Annotated in this window: 26 protein-coding genes; 13 read left to right on the plus strand and 13 right to left on the minus strand. The window is 62.5% G+C overall.

The annotated features are described in order from the left end of the window. Window positions 1–379 precede the first annotated feature (379 nt). Complete coding sequence (locus X728_RS154825; protein ID WP_023831399.1) at window positions 380–907, plus strand: isoprenylcysteine carboxylmethyltransferase family protein; 528 nt, start codon at window positions 380–382, stop codon at window positions 905–907. Here X728_RS154825 and X728_RS154820 read toward each other — a convergent pair. Together X728_RS154820 and trxB are read right to left on the minus strand one after the other, a co-directional pair. Next, the gene (locus X728_RS154820) at window positions 899–1,795 is read right to left on the minus strand and encodes a LysR family transcriptional regulator (RefSeq protein ID WP_023671970.1); all 897 of its coding nucleotides are present in this window, start codon (window positions 1,793–1,795) and stop codon (window positions 899–901) included. The two genes, X728_RS154825 and X728_RS154820, sit on opposite strands and share 9 nt — an antisense overlap. An 80-nt stretch (window positions 1,796–1,875) precedes the next feature. Next, entirely contained in the window at window positions 1,876–2,850 is a 975-nt protein-coding gene (gene trxB, locus X728_RS154815; RefSeq protein ID WP_023831400.1) for a thioredoxin-disulfide reductase, read from the minus strand. 254 nt (window positions 2,851–3,104) lie between these two features. Between trxB and X728_RS154810 the strand changes: the two genes are divergently transcribed. Together X728_RS154810 and X728_RS1000000170285 are read left to right on the plus strand one after the other, a co-directional pair. Beyond that, window positions 3,105–3,581 (plus strand): Lrp/AsnC family transcriptional regulator, encoded by a 477-nt coding sequence (locus X728_RS154810; RefSeq protein WP_023689719.1) that lies wholly within the window; start codon window positions 3,105–3,107, stop codon window positions 3,579–3,581. Then, on the plus strand, window positions 3,578–3,739 hold the full coding sequence (locus tag X728_RS1000000170285; protein WP_155923962.1) for a hypothetical protein: 162 nt from the start codon (window positions 3,578–3,580) through the stop codon (window positions 3,737–3,739). The genes X728_RS154810 and X728_RS1000000170285 overlap by 4 nt, the downstream gene beginning before the upstream one ends. A gap of 845 nt (window positions 3,740–4,584) precedes the next feature. On the opposite strand, the gene X728_RS154805 is transcribed toward X728_RS1000000170285, so the two are convergent. The 5 genes from X728_RS154805 to X728_RS154785 all read right to left on the minus strand — a co-directional run bounded on the left by X728_RS154805 (window position 4,585) and on the right by X728_RS154785 (window position 9,250). Then, window positions 4,585–5,565 (minus strand): phosphodiester glycosidase family protein, encoded by a 981-nt coding sequence (locus X728_RS154805; RefSeq protein ID WP_245260033.1) that lies wholly within the window; start codon window positions 5,563–5,565, stop codon window positions 4,585–4,587. Window positions 5,566–5,772: 207 nt separating this feature from the next. After that, the gene (locus X728_RS154800) at window positions 5,773–6,426 is read right to left on the minus strand and encodes an HAD family hydrolase (RefSeq protein WP_023831403.1); all 654 of its coding nucleotides are present in this window, start codon (window positions 6,424–6,426) and stop codon (window positions 5,773–5,775) included. Continuing rightward, complete coding sequence (locus X728_RS154795) at window positions 6,419–6,991, minus strand: SIS domain-containing protein (RefSeq protein WP_023831404.1); 573 nt, start codon at window positions 6,989–6,991, stop codon at window positions 6,419–6,421. The genes X728_RS154800 and X728_RS154795 overlap by 8 nt, the downstream gene beginning before the upstream one ends. 8 nt (window positions 6,992–6,999) lie before the next feature. Next, window positions 7,000–8,493 (minus strand): D-glycero-beta-D-manno-heptose-7-phosphate kinase, encoded by a 1,494-nt coding sequence (gene rfaE1 / locus X728_RS154790; RefSeq protein ID WP_023831405.1) that lies wholly within the window; start codon window positions 8,491–8,493, stop codon window positions 7,000–7,002. 124 nt (window positions 8,494–8,617) lie between these two features. Further along, window positions 8,618–9,250 (minus strand): LysE family translocator, encoded by a 633-nt coding sequence (locus X728_RS154785; protein WP_023671977.1) that lies wholly within the window; start codon window positions 9,248–9,250, stop codon window positions 8,618–8,620. Between the two features lie 134 nt (window positions 9,251–9,384). Between X728_RS154785 and rfaD the strand changes: the two genes are divergently transcribed. Genes rfaD through waaC form a run of 3 tightly spaced genes read left to right on the plus strand, consistent with a single transcriptional unit; the run spans window position 9,385 to window position 12,286 of the window. Next, window positions 9,385–10,335: an ADP-glyceromanno-heptose 6-epimerase gene (gene rfaD, locus X728_RS154780; protein ID WP_023831406.1), complete on the plus strand. Its 951-nt coding sequence runs from the start codon at window positions 9,385–9,387 to the stop codon at window positions 10,333–10,335. Further along, on the plus strand, window positions 10,308–11,315 hold the full coding sequence (waaF, locus tag X728_RS154775; protein WP_023831542.1) for a lipopolysaccharide heptosyltransferase II: 1,008 nt from the start codon (window positions 10,308–10,310) through the stop codon (window positions 11,313–11,315). Before rfaD ends, waaF begins: the two co-directional genes overlap by 28 nt. Beyond that, entirely contained in the window at window positions 11,312–12,286 is a 975-nt protein-coding gene (gene waaC, locus X728_RS154770) for a lipopolysaccharide heptosyltransferase I (RefSeq protein ID WP_023831407.1), read from the plus strand. Before waaF ends, waaC begins: the two co-directional genes overlap by 4 nt. A 24-nt stretch (window positions 12,287–12,310) precedes the next feature. Here waaC and greA read toward each other — a convergent pair whose 3' ends face one another. Together greA and X728_RS154760 are read right to left on the minus strand one after the other, a co-directional pair. Beyond that, on the minus strand, window positions 12,311–12,784 hold the full coding sequence (gene greA / locus X728_RS154765; RefSeq protein WP_023671981.1) for a transcription elongation factor GreA: 474 nt from the start codon (window positions 12,782–12,784) through the stop codon (window positions 12,311–12,313). A gap of 287 nt (window positions 12,785–13,071) precedes the next feature. Next, a complete protein-coding gene (locus X728_RS154760; protein ID WP_023695764.1) occupies window positions 13,072–13,608 on the minus strand; it encodes a tetratricopeptide repeat protein in 537 nt (178 codons plus the stop codon). Window positions 13,609–13,837: 229 nt separating this feature from the next. Between X728_RS154760 and X728_RS154755 the strand changes: the two genes are divergently transcribed. From X728_RS154755 to X728_RS154745, 3 genes are all read left to right on the plus strand, one after another. Continuing rightward, window positions 13,838–14,263, plus strand: a complete 426-nt coding sequence (locus X728_RS154755; protein ID WP_023683751.1) for a DUF3775 domain-containing protein — start codon at window positions 13,838–13,840, stop codon at window positions 14,261–14,263. Window positions 14,264–14,461: 198 nt separating this feature from the next. After that, a complete protein-coding gene (locus X728_RS154750) occupies window positions 14,462–15,538 on the plus strand; it encodes an extensin family protein (RefSeq protein ID WP_023831408.1) in 1,077 nt (358 codons plus the stop codon). 132 nt (window positions 15,539–15,670) lie between these two features. After that, window positions 15,671–16,462, plus strand: a complete 792-nt coding sequence (locus tag X728_RS154745; RefSeq protein ID WP_023831409.1) for an extensin family protein — start codon at window positions 15,671–15,673, stop codon at window positions 16,460–16,462. Between the two features lie 20 nt (window positions 16,463–16,482). Here X728_RS154745 and X728_RS154740 read toward each other — a convergent pair whose 3' ends face one another. Beyond that, a complete protein-coding gene (locus X728_RS154740; protein WP_245266128.1) occupies window positions 16,483–17,172 on the minus strand; it encodes a gamma-glutamylcyclotransferase in 690 nt (229 codons plus the stop codon). Between the two features lie 142 nt (window positions 17,173–17,314). Here X728_RS154740 and X728_RS154735 point away from each other — a divergent pair, with 142 nt between their 5' ends. Then, on the plus strand, window positions 17,315–18,022 hold the full coding sequence (locus X728_RS154735; RefSeq protein ID WP_023728212.1) for an LssY C-terminal domain-containing protein: 708 nt from the start codon (window positions 17,315–17,317) through the stop codon (window positions 18,020–18,022). A gap of 70 nt (window positions 18,023–18,092) precedes the next feature. Next, window positions 18,093–19,403: a hemolysin family protein gene (locus X728_RS154730; RefSeq protein WP_023683747.1), complete on the plus strand. Its 1,311-nt coding sequence runs from the start codon at window positions 18,093–18,095 to the stop codon at window positions 19,401–19,403. 28 nt (window positions 19,404–19,431) lie between these two features. Here the strand turns inward: X728_RS154730 and X728_RS154725 are convergent, their stop codons facing one another. Then, window positions 19,432–20,310 carry a DMT family transporter gene (locus X728_RS154725; protein WP_050588054.1) on the minus strand — a complete coding sequence of 293 codons (879 nt, stop codon included), beginning with the start codon at window positions 20,308–20,310 and terminating at the stop codon, window positions 19,432–19,434. Between the two features lie 258 nt (window positions 20,311–20,568). On the opposite strand from X728_RS154725, the gene X728_RS154720 reads away from it, so the two are divergent. After that, window positions 20,569–21,864 carry a glucoamylase family protein gene (locus tag X728_RS154720; protein ID WP_023724933.1) on the plus strand — a complete coding sequence of 432 codons (1,296 nt, stop codon included), beginning with the start codon at window positions 20,569–20,571 and terminating at the stop codon, window positions 21,862–21,864. 165 nt (window positions 21,865–22,029) lie between these two features. Here X728_RS154720 and X728_RS154715 read toward each other — a convergent pair whose 3' ends face one another. After that, complete coding sequence (locus X728_RS154715; RefSeq protein ID WP_023671992.1) at window positions 22,030–22,635, minus strand: NADPH-dependent FMN reductase; 606 nt, start codon at window positions 22,633–22,635, stop codon at window positions 22,030–22,032. 89 nt (window positions 22,636–22,724) lie between these two features. On the opposite strand from X728_RS154715, the gene X728_RS154710 reads away from it, so the two are divergent. Beyond that, window positions 22,725–23,093 carry a helix-turn-helix domain-containing protein gene (locus X728_RS154710; RefSeq protein ID WP_023671993.1) on the plus strand — a complete coding sequence of 123 codons (369 nt, stop codon included), beginning with the start codon at window positions 22,725–22,727 and terminating at the stop codon, window positions 23,091–23,093. Window positions 23,094–23,593: 500 nt separating this feature from the next. On the opposite strand, the gene X728_RS154700 is transcribed toward X728_RS154710, so the two are convergent. Continuing rightward, a complete protein-coding gene (locus X728_RS154700; protein WP_023671995.1) occupies window positions 23,594–23,989 on the minus strand; it encodes an acyl-CoA thioesterase in 396 nt (131 codons plus the stop codon). Between the last annotated feature and the right edge of the window lie 183 nt (window positions 23,990–24,172).

Below are 24,172 nucleotides of genomic sequence, written 5' to 3' on the forward strand. Positions count from 1 at the left end.
AAGATCCGGCTGAGTTTGATTGGAAGTGCCTGTTAAGGCTAACCTCCAGAGGGGAACACTCGAGGGCGCTAATGGGAGGAGAACGCGCCCAAGAGATGATCTATATATGTGCTGTTCATGCCCAAGAAACAAGCATCTATTTTGCAACACACGCATGCAAAAAGGTACAGGCTGTGGTCTAACCCATGTCTAGGGGCCATAGGACCACGAAAAGTTGCCAAATGAATGGCGCGACCGTGCTGTTGCCTTCGCAGAACCGCAAGTCGGGCTGATTCTCGCGCTCGCGGGCAAATAGCCGAATGACGTTGAATCGGGCAGCAGGCGTTTATTTTTGCGGCAGCGGGATGGGAAGGGTCGGCCGGAAGAAGGGAGACCTGACATGCGGACACCCCAGGCGGTCGCCGGCAGCGCGGTCTTCTTCATCGCCGCACCTTGTGTCGTCGCCGGGCTGGTGCCCTGGCTGCTCACGGACCGCTACCGTCTGCCGCTGTCGACGGTGCCCGGCTTCGTGCCGGCCGGCTCCATCCTGATCGTCGCGGCCGCCGCCCTGCTCGTTCACTCCTTCGCCCGCTTCGCGCTCGAAGGCCTCGGCACGCCGGCGCCCGTAGCGCCGACCGAGAGACTGGTGATCGGCGGCGTCTACCGCCATGTCCGCAACCCGATGTATGTCGCAGTACTGTCGATCATCCTGGGCCAGGCGTTGCTGTTTTCAAGCTGGAGCGTCGCTGCCTATGCCGCCATCGGCGCGATCGTCATGGGCTCTTTCGTCAGGTTCTATGAGGAGCCGACGCTCGCCCGCCGCTACGGCGGCGAATACGAGACCTACCGCCGCAATGTTCCCGGCTGGCTGCCACGGCTGACGCCGTGGCGGGGTGACCAGCACCTCCCAAGGGCATGTTTAAAATGACCAGCTGCGCGCCTTGGCGATGATGAAGTCGCGGAAGACGTGCAGCTTGGCCTGGTTCTTCATCGCATCGGGATAGGCGAAATAGGTGTCGAAGGACGGCACCTCGGTCTCCGGCAAAAGCTGCACCAGATCCGATTCCTTGGAGATCACGTAGTCGGGCAGCATGGCGATGCCGGCGCCGCCCTGCACGGCGCGCTTGATCGACAAGATGTCGTTGATCTGCAGCGTCGGCACCCTTTGCCCACCGTCGAAATCGCCGATCGTTTCCAGCCAGTTCAGCTCCGACAGATGTGACGGCACCGGCACGCCGAAGGTGACGATGCGATGGTTCTTCAGATCGGCGACCGAGGTCGGCTTGCCGTGCTTGCCAACATAGGACGGCGAGGCATAGAGGTGGAAATGCACGGTGAACAGGCGGCGCTGGATAAGGTCGGGCTGCTGCGGCTGGCGCAGCCGTATCGCGCAGTCGGCCTGGCGCATGGTGAGGTCGAGTTCCTCATTGGCCAGGATCAGCTGCAGGCTGATTTCCGGATAGAGCTCGATGAATTCCTGCACCCGCTCGGTCAGCCAGCCCGCACCAAGCCCGACCGTGGTCGTTACCCTCAGCACGCCTGAGGGACGGTCCTTGGCCTCGGTCAGCTTCGACTTGATGGTCTCCAGCTTCATCAGCACGTCATGCGCCGTGCGGAACAGCATTTCGCCCTGCTCGGTCAGCACCAGGCCGCGGGCATGGCGATTGAACAGCGGCACCCCGACATCATGCTCGAGCGCGCTGACCTGGCGTGAAATCGCCGATTGCGACAGGTGCAAAGTCTCGGCGGCATGGGTAAACGACCCAGCCTCCGCCGCTGCGTGAAACACGCGAAGCTTGTCCCAGTCCAACGCCATTGAATTCCCCTCGTTCTGTTCTTGGCGTCTGAATGAAAAATCAGGCTTTTGAACGGCTTGCGACGCCGTCTTGATAGATTTTATTCCGCCGCTTCGCGGTGCACCTCGATGCCGGCCAGGTATTTTTCCGCCTCGAGCGCGGCCATGCAGCCGAGCCCGGCGGCGGTCACCGCCTGACGGTAGATGTCGTCGGTTACGTCACCGGCGGCGAACACGCCGGGCACATCGGTGCGGGTCGAATTCGGCGCCGTCCACAGATAGCCGTTCGGCTTCTGCTTCAGCTTGCCGGCAAACAATTCCACCGCCGGCGCATGGCCGATCGCCACGAACACGCCGTCCACCTGGAGATGGGTGACCTCGCCGGTCACCGCATTTCTGAGCTTCAGCCCTTCAACCGAAGGCGGCAGCGGCGTCTTGCCAGGCCGGCCGGTGATCTCGTCGACGATCGTGTCCCAGATGACTCGGACATTGTCCTTTTTCAGCAGCCGCTCACGCAGGATGCGCTCGGCGCGGAAATCGTTGCGCCGGTGGATGACGGTCACGCTCTTCGCCAGATTGGAGAGATAGAGCGCCTCCTCTACCGCCGAATTGCCGCCGCCGATGACAGCGACATCCTTGCCGCGATAGAAAAAACCATCGCAGGTGGCGCAGGCCGACACGCCGAAGCCCATGAAGGTCTGTTCGGTGGGGATGCCCAGCCATTTCGCCTGTGCGCCGGTGGCAATGATCAGCGCGTCGGCCGTGTAGGTGGTGCCGGAATCGCCCGTGGCGCGGAACGGCCGCACATTGAGGTCAACCTCGGTGATGATGTCGTTGATGATATCGGTGCCGACATGCTCGGCCTGCTTCAGCATCTGCTCCATCAGCCACGGGCCCTGGATCGGATCGGCGAAGCCTGGATAGTTTTCGACATCGGTGGTGATCATCAGCTGCCCGCCCTGTTGCAAGCCTGCTACGAGCATCGGCTTGAGCATGGCGCGCGCGGCGTAGACTGCGGCGGTATAGCCGGCCGGGCCGGAACCGATGATAAGGACAGACGCGTGCTTGGTGGTCATCTAAAGCCTCTGCGGGGCAGACAATCGAGTGTGCCTTGGAAAACGACGTGAAATGTTGCTGGTAATGTAAGGGTTGCCAACCACACCAGCAAGACGATCAGGCCGTCGTCCCCGGAAAGCTTCGGCCTACAGGCTTATTCGCGCAATGGCCGCTTTCGTTACGGTGCGAAATCGCCCGACCACGGGCTGGCATCGACACAAAAGTCGTTTAAGGACGAGAGTGCGAAAGATTCTTGCGCTAAGCCGAGACCGCCATGCCCCTGAAAGCCGACCTCGACGCCATCGACTGGAAGATTCTGCGCGAGCTTCAGGCCGACGGGCGCATGACCAATGTCGAACTGTCGAGCCGTGTCGGCATTTCCGCCCCGCCCTGCCTGCGCCGTGTCCGGCGGCTGGAGGAAACCGGCATCATCAGAGGCTATCGCGCCTTGCTCAACGCGCCGGCGCTCGGCATGGATGTCGTCGCCTTCTGCCTGATCGGCCTGCATCACCAAGCCGACGCGGAGCTCAAAGCTTTCGCCGAGCGCACTCGCGGCTGGCCGATCGTGCGCGACGCCTGGATGGTCTCGGGCGAATCCGACTTCCTGCTGCATTGCGTGGCGAGCGATCTCGGCACGTTCCAGACCTTCGTCATTGAAGAACTGGCCTCGGCCCCCAATGTCGACACGGTGCGCACCGCGCTGACCATCCGCCGCGTCAAGGACGAAGGGCTGGTGGCGTTCAGCGCATGAGCTGGACCATTCATCGCTTGCGGCTTCGCGACCAAGGATTGTCTGGCTTTCCATTCCAAATTCATATGATCGATAATCTTGCCCATGATGTCGGCGCCGCTTATGCCGAACGTATGAGCAATATCTACGCGACACTGCTTAGGATGGCGACAGCTTGAAGCGCATTGGATCCCGGATACTGGCTGCCTGTATAATAATACCAGTCGTTGCGCTGTGCGCCTTAATAACTGGCATTTTCATGGCCAATAATTGGCATCCACCTGGGATGTTCTCGCAACTGTTCGCGAGCGGAAATCCGAACCAGATGGCGCCGGACGCAGCTATCACCGAGGTTCTCCAAAGTACGTTTCCTTCGGGAACCGCCGTAGCAGATCTGAAGTCTTCATTGTCCAAAGAGGGGTTTCAAGACGTTCCACCGCCACCATCCGATTGTATTTCCGCTGACAAGGAAGGAGAGATGCCCCCGCGAAAAATCTTCACCCCCTGTTATGACACAAGAAATCACATGGAATACAATTGGACGATTGGATTGGTATGCGCAGGGCACATCTACGTCAAATGGACACCCGGCAAGGACGACAAAATTATCAGTGTTGAAGGGTACGGTGGCACTGGCTGTCTTTAGCGCCGAGCGAGATTAACGTCGAAGAAGCATCGCGACGCCCGTCAAGACACACCCCAATAGATACGCGGCCACCTCTCCAAAAACCGGCAAAAGAATGAAGCCGTCGCCAGGGCCGGGGCTCTCACCAGGGGACATCTCCGGCAAAGCTAAAAAGCGGCAACCATTTGAGACGGAAAATGTTTTTTGACGCGAGAAACGCCGCGCGGATCACAATTATGTTGACGACGAATATGAGCCAGAAAGCGAATTCTGGCGCCGAAATCGTAGGGTATTCCGGGTCAGATTGCGTGAACATGAGCAGCCAAGGTTGAATATGCCATCCGGTTTCAGCTACGGAATCGGGAGTACTTTGACCCACCCTGCCAAGGGCAGGATCTGCTACCTGCGCTCCACCGTGAGAACAACAGGCAATCCCCAGGGCACATCTAGCGGTGCTTGAAGCAGTGAGACGTCGCCATCCGCGACCTGGGCTTCCCACTTGGCATAGTGTTTCAACCGGTAGTTCCCGGAGCGGACGCTGAGGCAGGCAACAGGCCCGCCATCGAGGTTTAGCGCCGTCTTGAGATCGAGGTCGGTCTGCAACAGGAAGTTTGCTAGCCGGTCCAGCGAGAAGAAAGCGTCCTTGGTTGAACCGACGATGATCCAGCCCTGACGATCTTCCGCGATAAAGGTGCGGTTGGCCAACCAGTTGCTCTTGGCGCGTACATTGTTGCGGCCGTCCTCACCGACAAGCAATGGATAGGAAACCATAGCGTTTTCGGCATTCTCCGTGACTGCGCGCCAGTCACGTGAATTGAGATCGACCACATGCGTGCCGGAGGCATTCACGAACCAGGCGCCGGCCTTCGCATCGTATTCATCCGGCCCGAGCCTCGCACCCATGCTGACAAAGGGCGTGTCGGCTTCGCCCTTCAGTCCGAAATAGCTGCCATTGACGATCAGAACGGTGCCGCCTGTGCCTTGTGGATTGAGTGCCGCTTCCCACTGGTCGATGTCCTTGGCACCACTGGGCTCGTTACGGGCAACGAAACGGAATTTGGCTGGATCGAAACGGTTGAGATAGAGCCGGTCAATTTCACGGTCGCCCGCCATGACGGGGATTTCTCTGACCTGGAATCCAGGCTCGGTTTCATTCCATGAGCTGGCTCCAGCAGTCACATCAGGAATTTCCGATTTCAACGCAAGCTGCATGGCAGGCGAGAGACGCGCATCGTCGGGTGCAACGGCGATCCAGTAGCTTCCGCCGCGGCGAAGAAGTGCATTGAGCCCGTACACGCCGTGTTTTTGCCAGACATACCCCACGGCTGAAAGCACAGCCAATATCAACAAGACAACGGCAACAGAGATTGCTTTCTTCAATGAATTCCCCTCGTTCTTCGATGGAATGACATCTGCAAATTTCTTGCTTGAATGATGTCTGATCTCTGCAGTTTTTCCGCAAAAGAGCGTGGTGCTTTCCTGGGGAATAGCGTCAAAGCAAAGAAATGTATCGGCTCGCCGTTTCTGCGAAACGGTGAAACGCTCAAGCTAACCCATTGAGATTGCGATCGCAACAGATCCGGAAAGCTAAATCAGTCTCGATCCGAGCGACTCGACAGCCCTCAAAAGCCGTTCCAGATCATCGGGGTTGCGCAGCGGCAGAACCTCGAAGCCCGGCTCATTACTTCCCTCGCCATCCACCAGCCAGCCGCGCGGCAGGCCGGCACGTTGTCCAGCCTGCATATCCGCGGGATTGTCGCCGACGATCAGCGAGCGTTTGAGATCGAGGCCGAGGCACTGCTGGGCCTCGAGCAGCATGCCCGGATTGGGCTTGCGCATCGGGTGGTCGGCGACCGCCAGTGGCCCGCTGCCCGCCTCGTGGTAGGCGCAGGCCAGAACCATGTCGACGAAGGCATCGCCGGTGGCAAGCAGCTCGAGAACCCGGCCGTTGACCGCGGCAAATTCCTTCCAGCCGAAATAGCCGCGCGCGATGCCGGACTGGTTGGTGACGATGACCACCGGGATGTTGCCCCGGTTGGCGGCCGCGATGACCGGCACGATGCCGTCGCGCAGCACCATTTTGGCGGGATCGTCGGGATAACCCGTATCGACATTGATGGTGCCGTCGCGGTCGAAGAACAGCGCCGGCGTCCCAGCGAGAAAGGACTGCAAACCCACCCGCTCGACCCACAGGCCGGGTTCAGCCAGCGGGTATGGGCCGTAGGCCCCGGTGTCAGCCATTCGACAGACGGTCTTCCACCACCTCGCAGAGATAGTGGTAGAGGCAGAGATGTCCCTGCTGGATGATCGGCGTCGAGGTCGAGGGCACGTTGAGCAGTATGTCGGTGAGCGGCTTGAGTTTGCCGCCGCCGTCGCCGGTGAGGCTGACCACCGTCATGCCCATCATGCGCGCCCGTTCGGCGGCAGCCAGAATGCTCGGCGAATTGCCGCTGGTCGAGATCGCCAGAAGCACGCCGCCGGCCGCGCCATGCGCTTCGACCTGGCGCGAAAACACGGTGTCGAAGCCATAGTCATTGCCCCAGGCGGTCAGCATGCCCGCGTTGGCCGGCAGCGCAATCACATTGTAGGCCTTGCGCTCCTTAAGGAAGCGGCCGACCAGTTCGGTGGCAATGTGGATGGCGTCGCTGGCCGAGCCGCCATTGCCGCAGACCAGCAGCGCCTTGCCCGAGGAAAGCGCGGCGACGACCGCACTCACAGCACGTTCCATCTCGGCGGTCAGGTCACGCTCGACTGTCGCGGTGATCGCGGCCGCCGAGCGGACCAGGTAGTCATTCAGTCCGGACATGAAATCCCTCAGTTGGTACCGCCGCCGGCGCGCAATTTGCCGATCGTGCCGGTGGTGCTCTTGCCGGCGACAAGGTCGACCAGGACGACGCGCCCGCCCGCCTTCTGCACCACATCGGCGCCGACAACGGTTTCGACCGTGTAGTCGGCGCCCTTGACCAGAATGTCGGGCAGAAGCGCCTCGATCAGCGCCAGCGGCGTATCCTCTTCGAACACCACGACCGCATCGACCGAGGCCAGGGCGGCGAGCACGCAGGCACGATCATGCTGATCGTTGACCGGGCGCCCGGCGCCTTTCAGCCGACGCACCGAGGCATCGCTGTTGAGGCCGAGCACCAGCCGGTCGCACTGGCTGCGCGCCGCGTGGAGAAGACTGACATGGCCGGCATGCAATATATCGAAGCAGCCATTGGTGAAGCCGACGCTCAGGCCTTCGTCCTTCCACGCCGCCACCATGCGCGCGGCCGATGCGGCATCGAGGATGGCGTCCTTGTGGGCGGTCGGGCCGTGCGAGCGGAACAGCGCGCCAGTGAGTTCCTCCACGGTCAGCCGCGCGGTGCCGCGTTTGCCCACCACCACACCGCCGGCGGCATTGGCGATGGAGGCGGCCATGACGCGATCGGCGCCCGCGGCCAGAGCCAGCGCGAAGCTCGCGATCACCGTATCGCCGGCGCCCGAAACGTCGAACACTTCGCGCGCCTGGGTGGCGATGTGGCGCGCCTCATCCGCGCCGACGACGCTCATGCCCTTTTCGCTGCGGGTGGCGACGACGAACTCGAAGCCATGCGCCGAAATCAGCTGGCGTGCCGCCGCGACGATCTCGTCGTCGGCGAAAACCGGGCGACCGACAGCTTCGCCAAGCTCCTTGCGGTTGGGCGTGATGGCGGTCGCGCCGGCATAGCGCGCATAGTCGCGGCCCTTGGGATCGACCAGCACCGGTTTTCCCGCCTCGCGGCAGATGGCGATCAGGTCGGCGGCGACGCCGTCGAGCAAGATGCCCTTGCCATAGTCGGACAGAATGACGATGTCGGCGCGCGTGAGTGCGGCGCGAAAATGCCGGACCAGGTCCGCCCGTTCCTTGTCGTCGAGCGGCTTGATCTCTTCCTCATCGAAGCGCAGCACCTGCTGATTGAGCGCGCTGAAGCGGCTCTTCGACGACGTCATGCGACCGCGCTCCTGCGCCAGGCCCACCGTGTCGGCGCCGAGTTCGCGCAGCATGCGCACCAGATTGTCGCCGGCCACATCGGTGCCGATCACCGATATGGGAATAGCGCTGGCACCCAGCGAGACGATGTTGGCGACAACGTTGCCTGCGCCGCCCATCGTCGAGGTCTCGCCGCGCCCGTGCAGCACCGGGATCGGCGCTTCCGGCGAGATGCGCTCGATGACGCCGTTGACGAAACGGTCGAGGATGAAGTCGCCGACCACCAGCACGGCAACGTCGCCAAAGCGGGCAATGGCGCGGTGCAAAGGTTCGGGCGAAGGCGGATTGTGCTTGATCATGTCACTGGCAATGCGAGGGAAAGGCCGACCTCAATCACGCTGAAAATTGTCAATTTACGGGCCGGATCGTTCATGGCGAAGCCGATATACCGCAAATCCGCGCAGCGCAACGTCAGGGCGGCCGTCAGCTCTTCTGCAACGCGACGTGGACGCCCAGTCCGACCAGCACCGCCCCGCCCGCCCGCTGCATGATGCGCTGCGCACGGCTGGAGCGCTTCAGCCGGGCGATCACCATGCCTGCCAGCAACACGCAGACAATATCTGCCGAAGAGAACATTAAATTGACGATGGTGCCCAGCACGACGAATTGCAGCCACACCGGGAACCCCGCCGAGGCATCGATGAACTGTGGCAGGAACGCCATGAAGAAGATCGCCGTCTTCGGATTGAGCACTTCGACGGTGATGCTCTCGAAAAATGCCCGGCGCGCCGATTTGCGCTCGATCGCCGGCAGCGCCGTGTCACCGTCCCCGCGCTTGCGGAACAAGGACACGCCAAGCCAGATCAGATAGAGCGCGCCGATGAGCTTGACCGCCATGTAGAGCGGCGGCACCGCATGGAAGAGCACCGACAGCCCGGCGGCAGCCGCAAAGACATGGAAATAACCGCCAAGATGGATGCCAAGTGCCGCCGTCAGCCCCGACCAGCGCCCGCGCGCCATGGTCTGCGCGGCGGCATAGAGCATCGCCGGTCCTGGAATATAGGCAAAGATCGCCGTGGTGGCGAAAAACGCAATGAGCAGTTCGGTCGACGGCATTTTTTGTCCCCTAGCTTGCGGGCCTCGAATAAAGCGGGCCGCTTCGCGGTCTCACTGTGGCGTCGTGGTGCTTCATCGACAGTACGCTTGGCCTCCCTTATAAGGACCGGAATCGCAAGCAACCAGAGGCATTCATGATCATCGTCACGGGCGGGGCCGGCATGATCGGCTCCAACATCGTCGCCGCACTCAATGCCGAAGGCCATGATGACATCCTCGTCGTCGACGACCTCACCGACGGCCACAAGATCGCCAACCTGGCCGATTTGCAGATAGCCGACTATCTCGACAAGGACGAATTCTTGGCCACCTTGGAAGCCGGCGACCTAGGCCGCGTCGAGGCCGTCTTCCACCAGGGCGCCTGCTCGACCACCACGGAATGGAACGGCAAGTTCATGATGGACGTGAACTACGCCTTCTCAAAGCGCTTGCTGCATGGCTGTCTTTCGCTGCGCATACCGTTCCTCTATGCCTCCTCGGCTTCCGTCTACGGCGGCGGTTCGGAGTTTCGCGAGGACTCCGCACTTGAGCGGCCGCTCAACGTCTACGCCTATTCGAAGAAACTATTCGACGACTATGTCAGGCGCACTGTGTTCGACACCGATCATTCGCAGGTCGCCGGTCTGCGCTACTTCAACGTCTATGGCCCGCGCGAGGCGCACAAGGGCGCCATGGCCTCGGTCGCCTTCCATCTGTTCAATCAGGTCGGGCGCGGCGAAAACCCAAAGCTGTTCGGCGCCCATGACGGCTTCGGCCCCGGCGAACAAAGCCGCGACTTCATTCATGTCGGCGATGTCGCCGACGTCAATCTGTGGCTGTGGAAGCGCGGCTCGAGCGGCATCTTCAACTGCGGCACCGGCCGCGCCCAGCCGTTCCGCGCCGTTGCCGAGACCGTGATCGATACGCTGGGCAAGGGCGAGATCGAGTTCATTGAATTCCCCGATCACCTCAAGGGCAGCTACCAGAGTTTTACCCAGGCTGATATGTCCCGTTTGCGTGCAGCCGGCTATAACGGGCAATTCCGCACAGTGGAAACCGGCGTCAGAGACTATGTCGAATGGCTGAAAGCCCAACGATCCTCGTGATCGGCCCACGCTGGGTGGGCGATATGGTCATGGCGCAGTGCCTGTTTTCAGCGTTGAAGGAGCTCCATCCCAACGCCGCCATCGACGTGCTTGCCCCGGCCTGGGCGACCCCGCTGGTCAAGCGCATGCCCGAGATTCGCCAGCAGATCGATTTCCCGCTGCAACCCGGCGCGCTCGAATTCATCATTCGCCGCCGCTTCGGCCGCCTGCTGCGCGGCCGCTACGACATGGCCTACGTCCTGCCGGGCAGTTGGAAATCGGCGCTGATCCCGTTCTTTGCCCGCATTCCGCGCCGTTTCGGCAATCTCCGGGAAATGCGCTACGGCCTGCTGACCGACATCGTGCCGCTGCCCGATGCCGTCAAACGGCGCACCGCGCAGGCCTATTTCGGTCTTGCCCAGGGTGGCCATTTCCGGGCGCCGCACCTGACCGTCGATGGCGGCAATCAGAAAGAGTTGCTCGCCCGCTTCGACCTGCAGCCGGGAAAATTCGTCGCCATGATGCCCGGCGCCGAATTCGGTCCGGCCAAACGCTGGCCTAGCGAAAGCTATGCCGGCCTCGCCGGAGAGATGATGGCGAAAGGATTCGAGGTCGCGTTGTTCGGCTCGAAGAACGATCGCGACGTCACCGCCGAGATCGCAGCACTCGCGCCCGGTGTCGTCGATCTGGCAGGAAAGACGCGGCTGGAGGACGCCATCGACCTGATCGCCGCGGCCAGGCTGGCGGTGTCCAACGACAGCGGGCTGATGCATGTCGCGGCCGCCGTCGGCACACCGGTCGTTGCCGTCTACGGTTCGACCTCGCCGGAAAACACGCCGCCGTTGGCTGAACAGCGCGAACTGATCTGGTTGCATCTGTCCTGTTCGCCCTGCCACCGGAAGATCTGCCCGCTCGGCCACCTCAACTGCCTGAAGACGCTGGACGTTGCCCAAGTGGCAGCGGCGGCGGACAGGTTGCTGGAACTCCCGGCCGCCGCATGAAGGTTTTGATCGTCAAGACCTCCTCGATGGGCGACGTCACCCACACCTTCCCCGCCGTCGAAGATGCACGCCGCAAGCGCCCCGATATCGCCTTCGACTGGTGCGTCGAAGAAGCCTTTGCCGCCATCGTCGCGCTGCATCCGGCGATAGCAAAGATCCATACCGTCGCCATCCGGCGCTGGCGCAAGCATCTGTTCAACGCCGGCACATGGCGGGAGGCGACAAGCTTGCGCCGCGCTCTGCAAGCAGGCGAGTACGACCTCGTCATCGATGCTCAGGGGCTGCTGAAATCGGCCCTGGTGGCGAAACAGGCAGCGGCACCAATCGCAGGTTTCGACCGCGCGAGCGCGCGGGAGCCCTCGGCAACGTTGTTTTACCAGCGCAAATACGCCGTGCCGCGCAACCTGCACGCCATCGAACGCACGCGCCGGCTGTTCGGGCTGGCGCTCGGCTACGAGCCCGACCTTTCGACCCTGGCATCCGGGATTGTGCCGCCTCCGGGCCACCTGGCCGGCATCGACGGCAAGACGGCCTTCCTGCTGCACGGCACCAGCCGCGAAGACAAGAAATGGCCCGCCGAAGACTGGATCGAAACCGCTCGCCTGCTGGTTGGTACCGGAATGACGCCGGTCACCACCTGGTCGAACGAGCGTGAGAAGGCGGTCGCCGAGGCAATCGCGAAAGCCGTGCCGTCAACGATCGTGGTGCCGAGATCGCCGCTGGCAGACATTGCCGCGATCCTTGGCCGCTCGACGCTGGTTATCGGCGCCGACACCGGTCTGACCCACCTCGCCAGCGCCTTCGGCCTGCCGACGGTCGCGGTGTTCCTTGCGACCGAGCCGGGTTTGACCGGCCCGCGCGGGCAATATGCCTCAACGTTGCTGGCCGCATCGGGGGAGCGCCTAACGCCGGCGAAGGTGGTGGCGGAAGCTGACAAGCAGCTGGCGCTCAAATCACGAGCACCAGCCTAGAGCCTTTCAGAAGTATCTGAGGTGCTAGATAAATTGCACCTGGACGATCTCATAACCCCTGGCGCCGCCAGGCGCGTTGACCTCGATGGCGTCGCCGACTTCCTTGCCGATCAGCGCGCGCGCGATCGGCGATGAGATCGAGATACGGCCCGATTTCACGTCCGCTTCCTGGTCGCCGACAATCTGGTAGGTCTTCTTTTCCTCGGTGTCCTCGTCGACCAGCACCACCGTGGCGCCGAACTTGACCTTGTCGCCGCTAAGCTTGGTGACGTCGATCACCTCGGCCCGAGCAATATAGTCTTCCAGTTCGTTGACACGGCCCTCATTGAGGCTCTGCGCCTCTTTGGCGGCATGATATTCGGCATTTTCGGACAGGTCGCCATGCGAGCGCGCTTCGGAGATCGCCTCGATGATGCGCGGCCGCTCCTCCTGCTGGCGCCAACGCAGCTCTTCCTTCAATGACGCGAACCCCTCGCCTGTCATCGGGACCTTGTTCATGATGCCTGACCTTTCCTGCCGCCACCCCCGCATTTCGGGGAAAGCCTTGTCGATGGTATAAAAAGAAAACGGGTCCGGCAGCCTCGGGCTAACGGAACCGTTTCACCGCAATTTTCCCCAATATAGCGATCCTCGCGCGTTTTTCACGCTGAAAAAGCAGGCTCTTTGAAAAATCATGAGCCGACTTGCGCAATTGCCGTCACGGCATGTGCAGCGTGTTGCAGCTGCGACAACAAAAACCGGCTGCGATTGCTCGCAGCCGGCCCAGAGAAGCCGTTGGGGTGGGGTCAGCTTCTCATGAAATGGTAGATCTGTTCGGCCAGCATGCCGTATTCGCGGGAACCTTTGCCGGTCCGCTTCTCGATCTCGGCCAGCTGCTCCTGGGCGCCGGCCAGGTCGCCGATCTGCAGATGGGCCTCGCCGAGATATTCGCGCACCAGCGTGTAATCCGGGTTGATGCGCAGCGCTTCCTCGTAATAGCCGAGGCCGACGGTGACACGGCCGGAATGGCGATGCGAATAGCCGAGATAGTTGAGGATGCGCGGATCCTGCTTGTTGGCGGCAAGGCTGAGCACGGCGATCGCCTCGTCATAACGCCCGGCCATGGCCAGGTCGTGACCAGCATCGTAGATGTTGTCGTCGTCCAGCATGCCGTACTTCGGCGCGACGCATTTCTGCTTTTTCTTGTCCCAGACCTGCCCCTTCTTGCACTGGGTGGTGGTTTCGGTACCACCGCCACCGCCGCCGGCCGCAAACACCGGAACCGCAAAGAACTGCAGCGCGACAAGCGCCGCAGCCGCCTGGATCAACACTCTTTTATGCATCGGAGCCTCCTTGAGGGATAGTGACAAGCTTGAGGGAAAATGACGATAATGAAAAGCTAACGCCGGGATGCAGACTTTTCATCCCGGAAACCCGCAGCCGCCGAAACTATTTGTGCGGCCGTGCCTGACCTGAATTCGGTCAAAGGCGGGAGTCAGGGATCAGAACATGACGTGACGCGCGCTGCAAATCCGCTATCATTCGGGAAACGATCAGCGGGGGTGCCCGAGAGTGCAACAGCGCCGTGAGCGGGAATGGGAGCTATCGATCGGCCCGGACACCGTGCGCCTGTTCATTCTCAAGGCAAAGGGACTGAGTGCTGCCGTCAACGAAGACTATGCCGACGGTGCCGAGCATGAGGTCGAGCTCGATGGTGAATCACATGCCAATCACCACCATGACGGTCTGGCGGAGGAAAGCGCGGAAGACCTCACCGAGGAAGAGCTGCGCGAGCTGATCAACGACCTCAACGTCGACGAAGCGGCCGAGTTGATCGCGCTGGCCTGGGTCGGCCGCGGCGACTATGACGCAGCGGAATGGTCCGATGCGGTTGCCGCCGCGCGCGACCGCGCCAACAAGCGCACGGCGAAATACCTGCTCGGCATGCCGCTTTTGGCCGACTGGCTGGAAGAAGGGCTGGAAGCGATTGGCGCGTAACGGCGTGGTTACCGTTCGTGATGGGCCGCAGGCAACCTCCGGGAGCTCGCGCCGTTGAGGACGATGGGGTCTGTTGTACTTTCCCGAACATGCAGGGTTGCACTGGTCATGGTCGTCACGGCTCTGCTGCTGGCGCCCCTGCTGACGCAAGCTGACGCCAAACAGCGCAAAAAGCATTACACGCCGCTGTCACAGCGGTTGGAGCAGCTGTTTTCACCGCGGGTCGACTCGCATCCTAAGCCGCGCAGCAAACACCGCCAGAAGCCCAGGCCACAGCGGCACATCACGCCAAAGCAGGTGGAACAAAAGACCCCGGATAAAGAGCCCTCGCCCGCCGATGTTCCGGTGCAGCCCTCGCGCGTTGTCCCGCTGCCCGAGGCGCGTCCTTCAGAGGCGCCGAAGACCGGCGCGGCACCGATCGAAAAGCAAAAGGCCGAAGGTCCGAACCCCCTTGGCGCGCCCAACCGGTCCAATGACGATCGATTCAACGAAGAAAAGTCCCGTTTTAGAAAGCAGGCGCGGCCCGGACCGTCAGCCCCGAAGCCGTCGACCGATAAGCAAAGCGAGCCCGAGCCGCCGGCCGCGGTGCCGATTCCGACACAAAAGCCAGACACTCCGGAACCTGAAGCTCAGCCGCCGGCCGTTGCTCCGCAGCCACCTGAAAAACCCGATGCCGGCGACAAGAAGATGCTGCCTGATCCGCGCTCGGCCGATTTGCCCGATGCAAAAATGCCGGCGGCGGAAGTCGCCTGTCGCGAGCGGCTGACGGCCCTTGGTGTCGAATTCGAGGAGCATAAGGCGGAAAGCAATCCCGACATCGGCTGCTCGATCCCCTATCCCCTGGTGCTGAAGTCGCTCGGAAAATCCATCGCCATCGGCCCCGCGACCGAACTCAACTGCCCGATGGCCGAGGCGGCAGCCCGCTTTGCCGCCGAAATCATACAGCCGGCGGCGAAAGCCGAGTTCGGAGCCGACCTGAAATCGATCAACCAGGCATCGGCCTTTGTCTGCCGGCCGCGCAACGGCACGCGCCATCTGTCGGAACATGCCTTCGGCAACGCGCTCGATATTGCCAGCTTCACGTTGTCGGATGGCAGAAAGGTCGAAGTCGGTCCAACGCCGCCCGAGAAGGACGGCAAATTCCTCAATGCGGTGCGCAAGGCCGCCTGCGGACCGTTCAAGACCGTGCTTGGACCGGGCGCGGACCCGGACCATTCCCTGCATTTCCATCTCGATCTCGAACCGCGCCGGAATGGTGGCACTTTCTGCCAGTGATGGCCCTCCAGTGATCGTCATGCCGGTGATGGTCTGGCTGCCGCATTTCGGCCGCAGGCATGAACGGGAACGCTGAGTTTTCCTTTACCCTTGATCGTTAAAATCCCACCGATCAAGGACAGGATTCCGCCCATGGCCGCAATATTTCGCGCCGCGAAGGCAAAAAGCGCAGCGATGCTGGCCGCCGGTCTTGCGCTGGCCGCCGTTTCGGCTTGCAACACTGGCAGCGTGCTGTCGCCGCAGCCGGCCGTCGATGTCGGCTCGCAGACCGCGGCCGTGCCGCAATATGAAGGCATGCAGAAGCTCGTCCCGTCCAATCCCTACATGACTGCCGCCTATCCGCGCATCGACGAGCCGATGTCGGAGTCGGAGCCGCAGCAGATGCCGGCCAGCGAAACCGATTGCCGTGGCGAGCTGAAGCGCCTTCGCGTCGTCTACACCGATGTCCAGCCGATCCGTGAGGGACAGTGCGGCATAGACTGGCCGGTCAAGGTCTCCGCCATCGGCGGCATCCAGATGAAGCCCGCCGCAACATTGACCTGCGACATGGCCGCAAGTTTCGCCGCCTGGACCAGCAACGAACTGGTTCCCTCCGCCCGCTGGCGCTATTTCTCGGGCGTCAAGACCATCCACCAGGGCTCAAGCTATTCCTGCCGCAACATCGCCGGCGAAGGTGTCCTGTCCGAGCACGGCAAGGGCAACGCCCTCGACGTCATGAGCATCGAGCTCAACAACGGCGACGACATCGACGTGCGCAAGCCCGGCCTGTTTGCCTTCCGCACCCGCGGCTTCCTCAACAATGTGCGTGCCGACGGCTGCCAGTATTTCACCACCGTGCTCGGTCCCGGCTACAATTACGATCACCGCAACCATTTCCATTTCGACATCAAGAACCGCAAAAGCGGCTACCGCGCCTGCCGCTAAGGCGTTTCACCGTTCAGAAATCAGTCGGGATTGGCGTTCCTGGTGGAAGCGATGATTTGCTGGGCCACCAGATCCTGGATGCGCCAAAGGTTCCTGTCGCGGATACCGCTCTCTTCCAACTTGCTGACGGTTCGGAACAGGTATTGAGCCGACGAGCCCCAATGCCCGGCAGCCCGCGCCAGCGTGTCGGCAACCTGCTCCAATGGCAGCCGGCCGGCATAGGCCCTGCCGTCTGGCGCGGCGACGAAAGCCAAGGCCCGCAACGGCCCATCCTGGGTCTTGACCTTGATCCAGCATGGCACGTTAGTCGGCGGATTGGCATCGATCTCGCGGCGCATCAACTGGCCAAGTTGCCCGACATGGTCTTCCGCGGGCAGCCGATAGACGATGCCGTTGCAGCTGCCGCCTCGATCGAGCGCCAGCATCAGCGCCGGCAAATCACGGGTTCCGCGCCAACGGGTCAGCGTCAGGCAAAACGAGCGGTGCCATCCTGGCGCCGTGGCCGGGCGCTGCTCGACATGGGCAAATTCGGGGTTCCAGATCAGCGACCCGTAGGCAAAGACCCATAGCGCTTCAGGCCGATGCTCCGACAGAAGTTGCTCGACAAGACTATCGAACTCCGCGTCTGTATGCTCGGTTGTTCCGGGCTCGGGACCCGGATCCGGTTCGACACGCTCGACCCTTGCGACAAGGTCCGCGGTCAATGCCATCGAGCTGCGACCCACCGGCTTCTTACCCATTGCTGCTCACCCCCCGCAAAAACGATGGCCGACGATAGAACGGCTGCTCGCCGCTGGCCATTGATTTCCAGGGTCCGTCAGGCACAGATACCGCACGGATCGAGCCGCTTTCATGAGCCGACGAAGCCTGCAACGACGCGCATTGACCTGGCTCGCCGCTCTTCTGGCGGTCTGGCTGGCCCTCGCCTATGTCGCTGCGCCGGAATTCTGGACGGTTCGCGACCGCGGCTTTCGCACGCAGACTTTCGAGATGGTGACACACACGCCGCAAGGCATTCCGGGCGACCCGATCAATATCGGCCTTGTCGGTACCGAAAAAGAGATGGTCCATGCCTTCGCCATGGCCGGATGGGATACGGCCGATGGCGTGACGCTAAAGACCGCGATCGAAATCGGTGAGAGCGTGCTGTTCGACCATCCCTATCCTGACGCCCCGGTCAGCCGGCTGCTGTTCGAAGGCCGCGCCCAGGATCTCGCCTTCGAAAAGCCGGTCGGCGGCAGCGCCGACCGGCGCCATCATGTCCGCTTCTGGCGCAGCGATGCGACCGGCGACGACGGCCGAACGCTCTGGATGGGCTCGGCCAGCTTCGACCGCGGCGTTGGTCTCAGCCACGATACCGGCGCCATCACCCACCATATCGCCCCTGACATCGACGCCGAGCGCGATCTCGTGATCCACGACCTGTCGGCGGCCGGCATGGTGACCTCGGCGAGCGACATCCCGGGCATCGGCGCCACCAGGACCGGACGCAACGGCGGCGGCGATCCCTATTTCACCGACGGCAAGGCTGTTGTCGGGGTGCTCAGGCAATTCCCCTGAACCACTGTCATTTTCCAAAAATCATCGCGGACTATTTTCCTGCGGCCCGCCGCAATGCTATTGAGCCCTGATGCTATACGTCGAAATCGCCACCGTGGTCGTCCTCATCTGTGTGAACGGCCTTCTGTCGATGTCCGAGCTCGCCATCGTGTCGTCGCGCCCGGCGCGGCTCAAGGCGATGATCGACCGCGGCGTCAATGGCGCCGGGCGTGCGCTGACGCTCGGCTCCAATCCCGGCAAATTCCTGTCGTCAGTGCAGATCGGCATCACTCTGGTCGGCGTGCTGTCGGGCGCCTTCTCCGGCGCCACGCTGGGCGACAGGCTGTCGGTGTACCTGGCCTCGACCGGCATGCGCGAAAACATCGCCGATCCGCTCGGCGTCGGCATTGTCGTTGCGATCATCACCTATTTCTCGCTGATCGTCGGCGAACTGGTGCCCAAGCAGATCGCGCTGCGCGATCCCGAGCGTGTTGCGGCCCGCGCAGCGCCTGCGATGACCATCCTCGCCACCGTCTCGGCGCCGCTGGTGTTCCTGCTCGACATTTCCGGCCGCGCCATATTGTGGTTGCTCGGCCAGCGCGGCGAGAGCGAGGAAAAAGTCACCGACGAAGAGATCAAGATGCTGGTCGCCGAGGCCGAGCACCACGGCACCATCGAATCTGACGAGCGGCGCATGATCGCCGGCGTCATGCGGCTCGGCGATCGCGCCGTGCGCGCCGTGATGACGCCGCGCACCGAGGTCGACTGGATCAATTTGCAGTCCGATGAGGGTGCCATCCGCAAGCTCTTGATGGAGACCCAGCATTCGCGCCTGCCGGCCGGCGACGGCGGCGTCGACGTCATGGTTGGCGTTGTTCAGACGCGCGACGTGCTGGCCGCCCTGCTCGCCGGCCGCGCACTCGATCCGCGCAAGCATGTGCGCGCCGCCCCCATCGTCTACGACCAGGCCGACGCGCTGGATGTGCTGCAGAAGCTGAAGGAATCCGACGTGCCGATGGCGCTGGTGCATGACGAATACGGCCATTTCGAAGGGATCGTCACACCTGCCGACATCCTCGAGGCCATCACCGGCGTCTTCCGGGCCGATACCGACGCCGGCGACGAGGAAAACGCCGTCAAGCGCGAGGACGGCTCATGGCTGCTCGCGGGATACATGCAAGCCGACGAGATGGCTGACGTTCTCGGTATCGACCTGCCGGAAAACCGCGACTACGAGACCGTCGCCGGTTATGTGCTGTCGCACATGCACCATCTGCCGGCGACCGGCGAATGCGTCGACGCGCAAGGCTGGCGTTTCGAGGTCGTCGACCTCGATGGCCGCCGCATCGACAAGCTGATCGCCACCCGGCTGCCCAGCGGCCATCGCGAAGTGGTGCGTTGACGCTCTGCCGTCAAAGCGAATAGCGCCCTCAGACCGCGGCTTCGATCGGTTCGGCAAGCTTCGGATTGGAGCGCGAGGCGATCAGGCAACTGGCCACGATCAGGGCCGCTCCAGCCAGCGTGGTCCAGGTCGCCGCCTCGTCGAAGAACAGCCAGCCAAACACGATCGCCCAGATGAAGGCAGAATACTCCGTCGGGATCAGATATTGCGCTTCGGCCCGCGCGTAGGACCAGCTCATCAGGAACTGCCCGGAGAGCGACAGCGCCGTCACCCCGGCCAGCGGAAGCCAGAGATTGCCCGGCAGGGCAACCGCGAGCCAGGGAGCGGCGGGGAGAAGGACGGCGGCAACGCACAGGTTCTGGAACAGCATGATCTCGACTGGCTTGGCCACCAGCGCCTGCCGCCGCGAGAGGATCAGATTGTAGGCGTAGAACACCGTCGATGCGAGCACCGCCACCGTTCCAAGCAGGGCATCCCCGGTATAATTCCCTTGCCCGAACTGTCCGGCCATGATGATGACGACGCCGGCGATGCCCGCCAGCGACGCCCAGATCGCCTGGCGCTGTATGCGTTCGCCCAAAAGCAGCGCCGCCAGCAGGAGAGCGAACAGCGGCGCGACGAAACTAAGCCCGATCCCATCCGCCAGCGGCAATCTGGCAAGGCCCCAGAAGAACGACAGCAGAACGATGCCCACGACCACGGCGCGCAGCGCGTGTAGCCGCAGCACGGAAGGCGTGGGAAGGGAACGCGGCCCCGCCGCCCAAGCCGTGCCCGCGACCACGCTCGCAAGCATGCTTCGCCATAGCACCGTGTTGTAGACACCGACGGCGATCACCAGGATTTTCATCGCCGCATCCATGGCGGACAGAAGGAAGATCGCAAGTGCACAGACCAGCACCGGGGTCATGGGGGAAACGACGCCTGACAGGCTGGGTGACTTCACGGGGCATGCTCATGTGATGGATCGCAGCCGGATATATCAGGGGAGGACGGCCAGGCCAGATGGCAGGGCCGTGCATATGGCGGTCCAACCGATCTTCGCAGCCCCTCGATTTGAATTCGGTGCGTCGGCAGCGCCTTTCGCTATCGGCCCCAGCCTGCCCTCACCCATGATTGATCCGCTGGAAGAATGGCAAAAGCAGCCAAAGCCTCTATATCGATTGTCATGGATGCATCGAACGAACACGCGCTAAACGACGAGCTTCTCCAAGATATCCAGCGCCTGTCCTTCGAGTATTTTCTCAACGAGGCCAACCCTGCCAACGGCCTGGTCGCCGACCGCAACACGCAGGCGTCGCCTGCCAGCATAGCCGCCGTCGGGCTCGCTTTGTCGTCCTATCCCGTCGGTGTCGAGCGCGGTTTCATGACGCGCGATGCCGCAATCGAGCGGACGCTCGCCACGCTTCGCTTCTTCTGGAACGCCCCGCACGGGCCGGAGCCCGATGCCACCGGCTACAGGGGTTTCTACTATCATTTCCTCGACATGAAGACCGGCCGCCGCGTCTGGAATTGCGAACTGTCCACGATCGATACCGCCCTTTTGCTTGCCGGTGTTCTGGCCGCCGGCGCTTATTTCGACGAGGACGATGAGCTCGAACTGGAAATCCGCCAGCTTGCCGATGCGCTCTACCGCCGTGCCGACTGGCGCTGGGCGCAGAACGGCGGCGCCACCGTCACCCATGGCTGGCGGCCTGGAAAAGGCTTTCTCCGCTACCGCTGGGAAGGATTTGACGAGGCGCTGATCCTGTACGTCCTGGGTCTCGGTTCGCCGACCCACTCGCTAACTCCCGAGAGCTACGCGGCCTGGCTGTCCACTTACAAATGGAAGACCATCTACGGCCGCGAGATGGTCTATGCCGGCCCGCTTTTCATCCACCAGTTCTCGCATATCTGGATCGATTTTCGCGACATCCGCGATGCCTTCATGCGCGATCACGACCGGGACTATTTCGAAAACAGCCGCCAGGCGACGTATCTGCAGCGCGATTACGCAATCCGCAATCCGAGGGGGTTCGCGGGCTATGGCGAGAATTGCTGGGGCGTCACCGCCAGCGACGGCCCAGGTCCGATCGCGCGGCGAGCCGATGGACGCCGCTTCTTCGGTTATCTCGCCCGCGGCGCACCGTTTGGCCCCGATGACGGCACGCTGTCGCCATGGGCGGCAATCGCCTCCTTGCCTTTTGCGCCGGAAATCGTGCTGCCGGCGCTGCGCCATTTCCACGAGATGGACCTGCGCGACGGCAACCCTTACGGCTTCACCGCGAGCTTCAACCCGACGATCGCTGCCGACGACGGTCGCGCCTGCGGTTGGGTATCGCCGGACCATGTCGGCATCAACCAGGGGCCGATCGCCCTGATGATCGAGAACTACCGGTCCGACTTCCTGTGGCGATTGATGCGCCGCGTGCCGGCCATCACCACAGGACTGCGCCGGGCCGGGTTTTCCGGCGGTTGGCTGTGACAGGCGGCGATCCTTCGCGCGGGATCGTCAAGGCATCAGCGCGACCTTGCCGGTCCGACTCCACCATCCGGCCAAGGGAGCCGAGAGCGCCTCTTCACGTGAATGAAAAAGGGCGGCGCAAACGCCGCCCTTTGGAAAAATCATCGATCCTTGGGAGGATAAGGCTCAGGCCGCCTGGGCTTCGCCGGCAATCGCGTCGGCCTGACGCGCTGCCTTGAGCACGCGGGCCCACCAGGCAACATCGTTGACCAGCGCCGTGGCAGCCTGGTTCAGATGCTCGATCTCCTCGAGCTTCTTCTCGCCCTGGCGCACCGCCAGGAAATCGCTCCAGGCAATGTGAACGGCGGATTTGACCGGCGCCATCTGCAATTCGACCGCGGCAAGACGCAAATGTTCGACAGCGCGCGAGCCGCCGACGCTGCCATAGCCGACGAAACCGGCCGGCTTCTTGTTCCATTCATTGGCGGCGTAATCGATGGCGTTCTTCAGCACGGCCGTCGGGCCATGATTGTATTCGGCGGCGGTGAAGATGAAGCCGTCGAATTCGGCGACCTTCTTTTGCCAGCGCTGGGCAACTTCGTTCTGCGACGGCGCCCAGGCGGACGAGGCGACCTCGTCGAAAAAGGGCAGCGGCCAGTCGCGCAGGTCGACGGTCTCGACGTCGATGTCGGCATGAGATTTCGCGATCTTGGCGATCCACTGGGCGGGCACATCGGCGAAACGCGCGGCGCGTGTCGAACCGACGACGATGGCAATTTTGGGCTTGGACATGGGGCTCTCCATATATGCAGAAGCTGGTATCGTCTGGATACCGGCGCTATATGAGATACTGACAAATGGCAGCGCAAGGAGGCACCGTTATGTTACTGAGGCACCCGCACAACACCGAAGACTGCCGAGCCGTCTCGGAAATCCTGCAGCGCGTCGGCGACAAATGGACCGTTCTGGTTGTCGGCAAACTGGGCGCCGGACCGCTGCGTTTCAATGAGTTGCGCGCCGCTGTCGGCGGCATTTCCCAGAAGATGCTGACCACCACCTTGCGCGGTCTTGAGCGCGACGGCTTCGTCACCCGAACCGTGTTCCCGACCATCCCGCCACGCGTCGACTATGAGCTGACGGAGCTCGGCCATGAGCTGCTGGTCCCGGTCGGCGCGCTCGGCGAATGGGCACGCAGGAACACCGTTCGGGTCCAGGCGGCGCGCGAAAGATTCGATGGCGTGCACGCCTGAAAACCGTTGTCCAGCAACGGTTTACGGATTTTGCCGCCGACGACGCGTACCCGGGTTTAACTGGATCCGCCCTTGCATCGTTGGTCACGCCATCGCGACATAGCTGCAGCGTTTCGTTCGCCGGCGCATCATCATTTTGAGGCTGACGAGGTCTTCCGCTGACGGGCCCTCAGGCCTTTGACGCAGGGTTGCTGCAACACATCGCGCCGCACGTCTCTACTCTTGCAGACCGCTGGGCAGTCCGCTCGTTGCCGACGGTCCGGTCGTGCGTGCAGGCAACGCCTGGAAGCTCTTTCCTGATCTCGGTATAAGCGGTCGTGCCAAGCAGGCAGATCACCGCGACAAGGGCCGCCACGAGCCAGCCGTTCAGCATGTGTTGACGCATTGTCTTCCCTCCGCCGCCCGCAGAATCGGATGTGAAGGCAACCGTTGGATGTCGCGCAGCGCATCGCCCGCGCGGGGGATGTTACATAAGCGCAAGCTTGGCAGAATCGACGATGTCAACTTTCGGTTGGAATCGGCTTCGGCTTGCCGTCGCTATCCAGCGCCACCATGACGAAATCGGCGTGGGTGACCTTCTCCATCAGGTCGGAGAGGTAGCGCTGCGCCCACGCCTCGACCTTGAGCGTCATGGAGGTGCGGCCGACGCGCTCGACATGGGTGTAGATGCACAGCGTGTCGCCGATCTTCATCGCTTTGGCGAAGGACATTTCCTTGACAGCCGCCGTCACCACGCGGCCCTTGGCCCGCTCGGCCGCACGGATGCCGCAGGCAAGATCCATCTGCGCCATCACCCAACCGCCAAAGATGTCGCCGGCCGCATTTGCATCGGCCGGCATGGCGAGCGTACGCAAGGTCAGATCGCCGATCGGCCGTCCGTCCGCGTAATGCACCATCTGCCGGATCCCCTGAAACGATTGCCCTCGATCCCCTAGCGTCATGGACCCAAGAGGTCAACGCGACGGGCGAGGCTCCCGGCGCAATGTCGGTTCCATGGCAGCTTTTCCGGCCAGGCGTCTCACGGTCGCATTTTTCACAACGCATGCCGGAAGGCACCGCGACTTCGGAAGCCTGCCGCG

Origin of the sequence: Mesorhizobium sp. L103C119B0 (genome assembly GCF_000502235.1) — a bacterium.
Classification (GTDB): domain Bacteria; phylum Pseudomonadota; class Alphaproteobacteria; order Rhizobiales; family Rhizobiaceae; genus Mesorhizobium.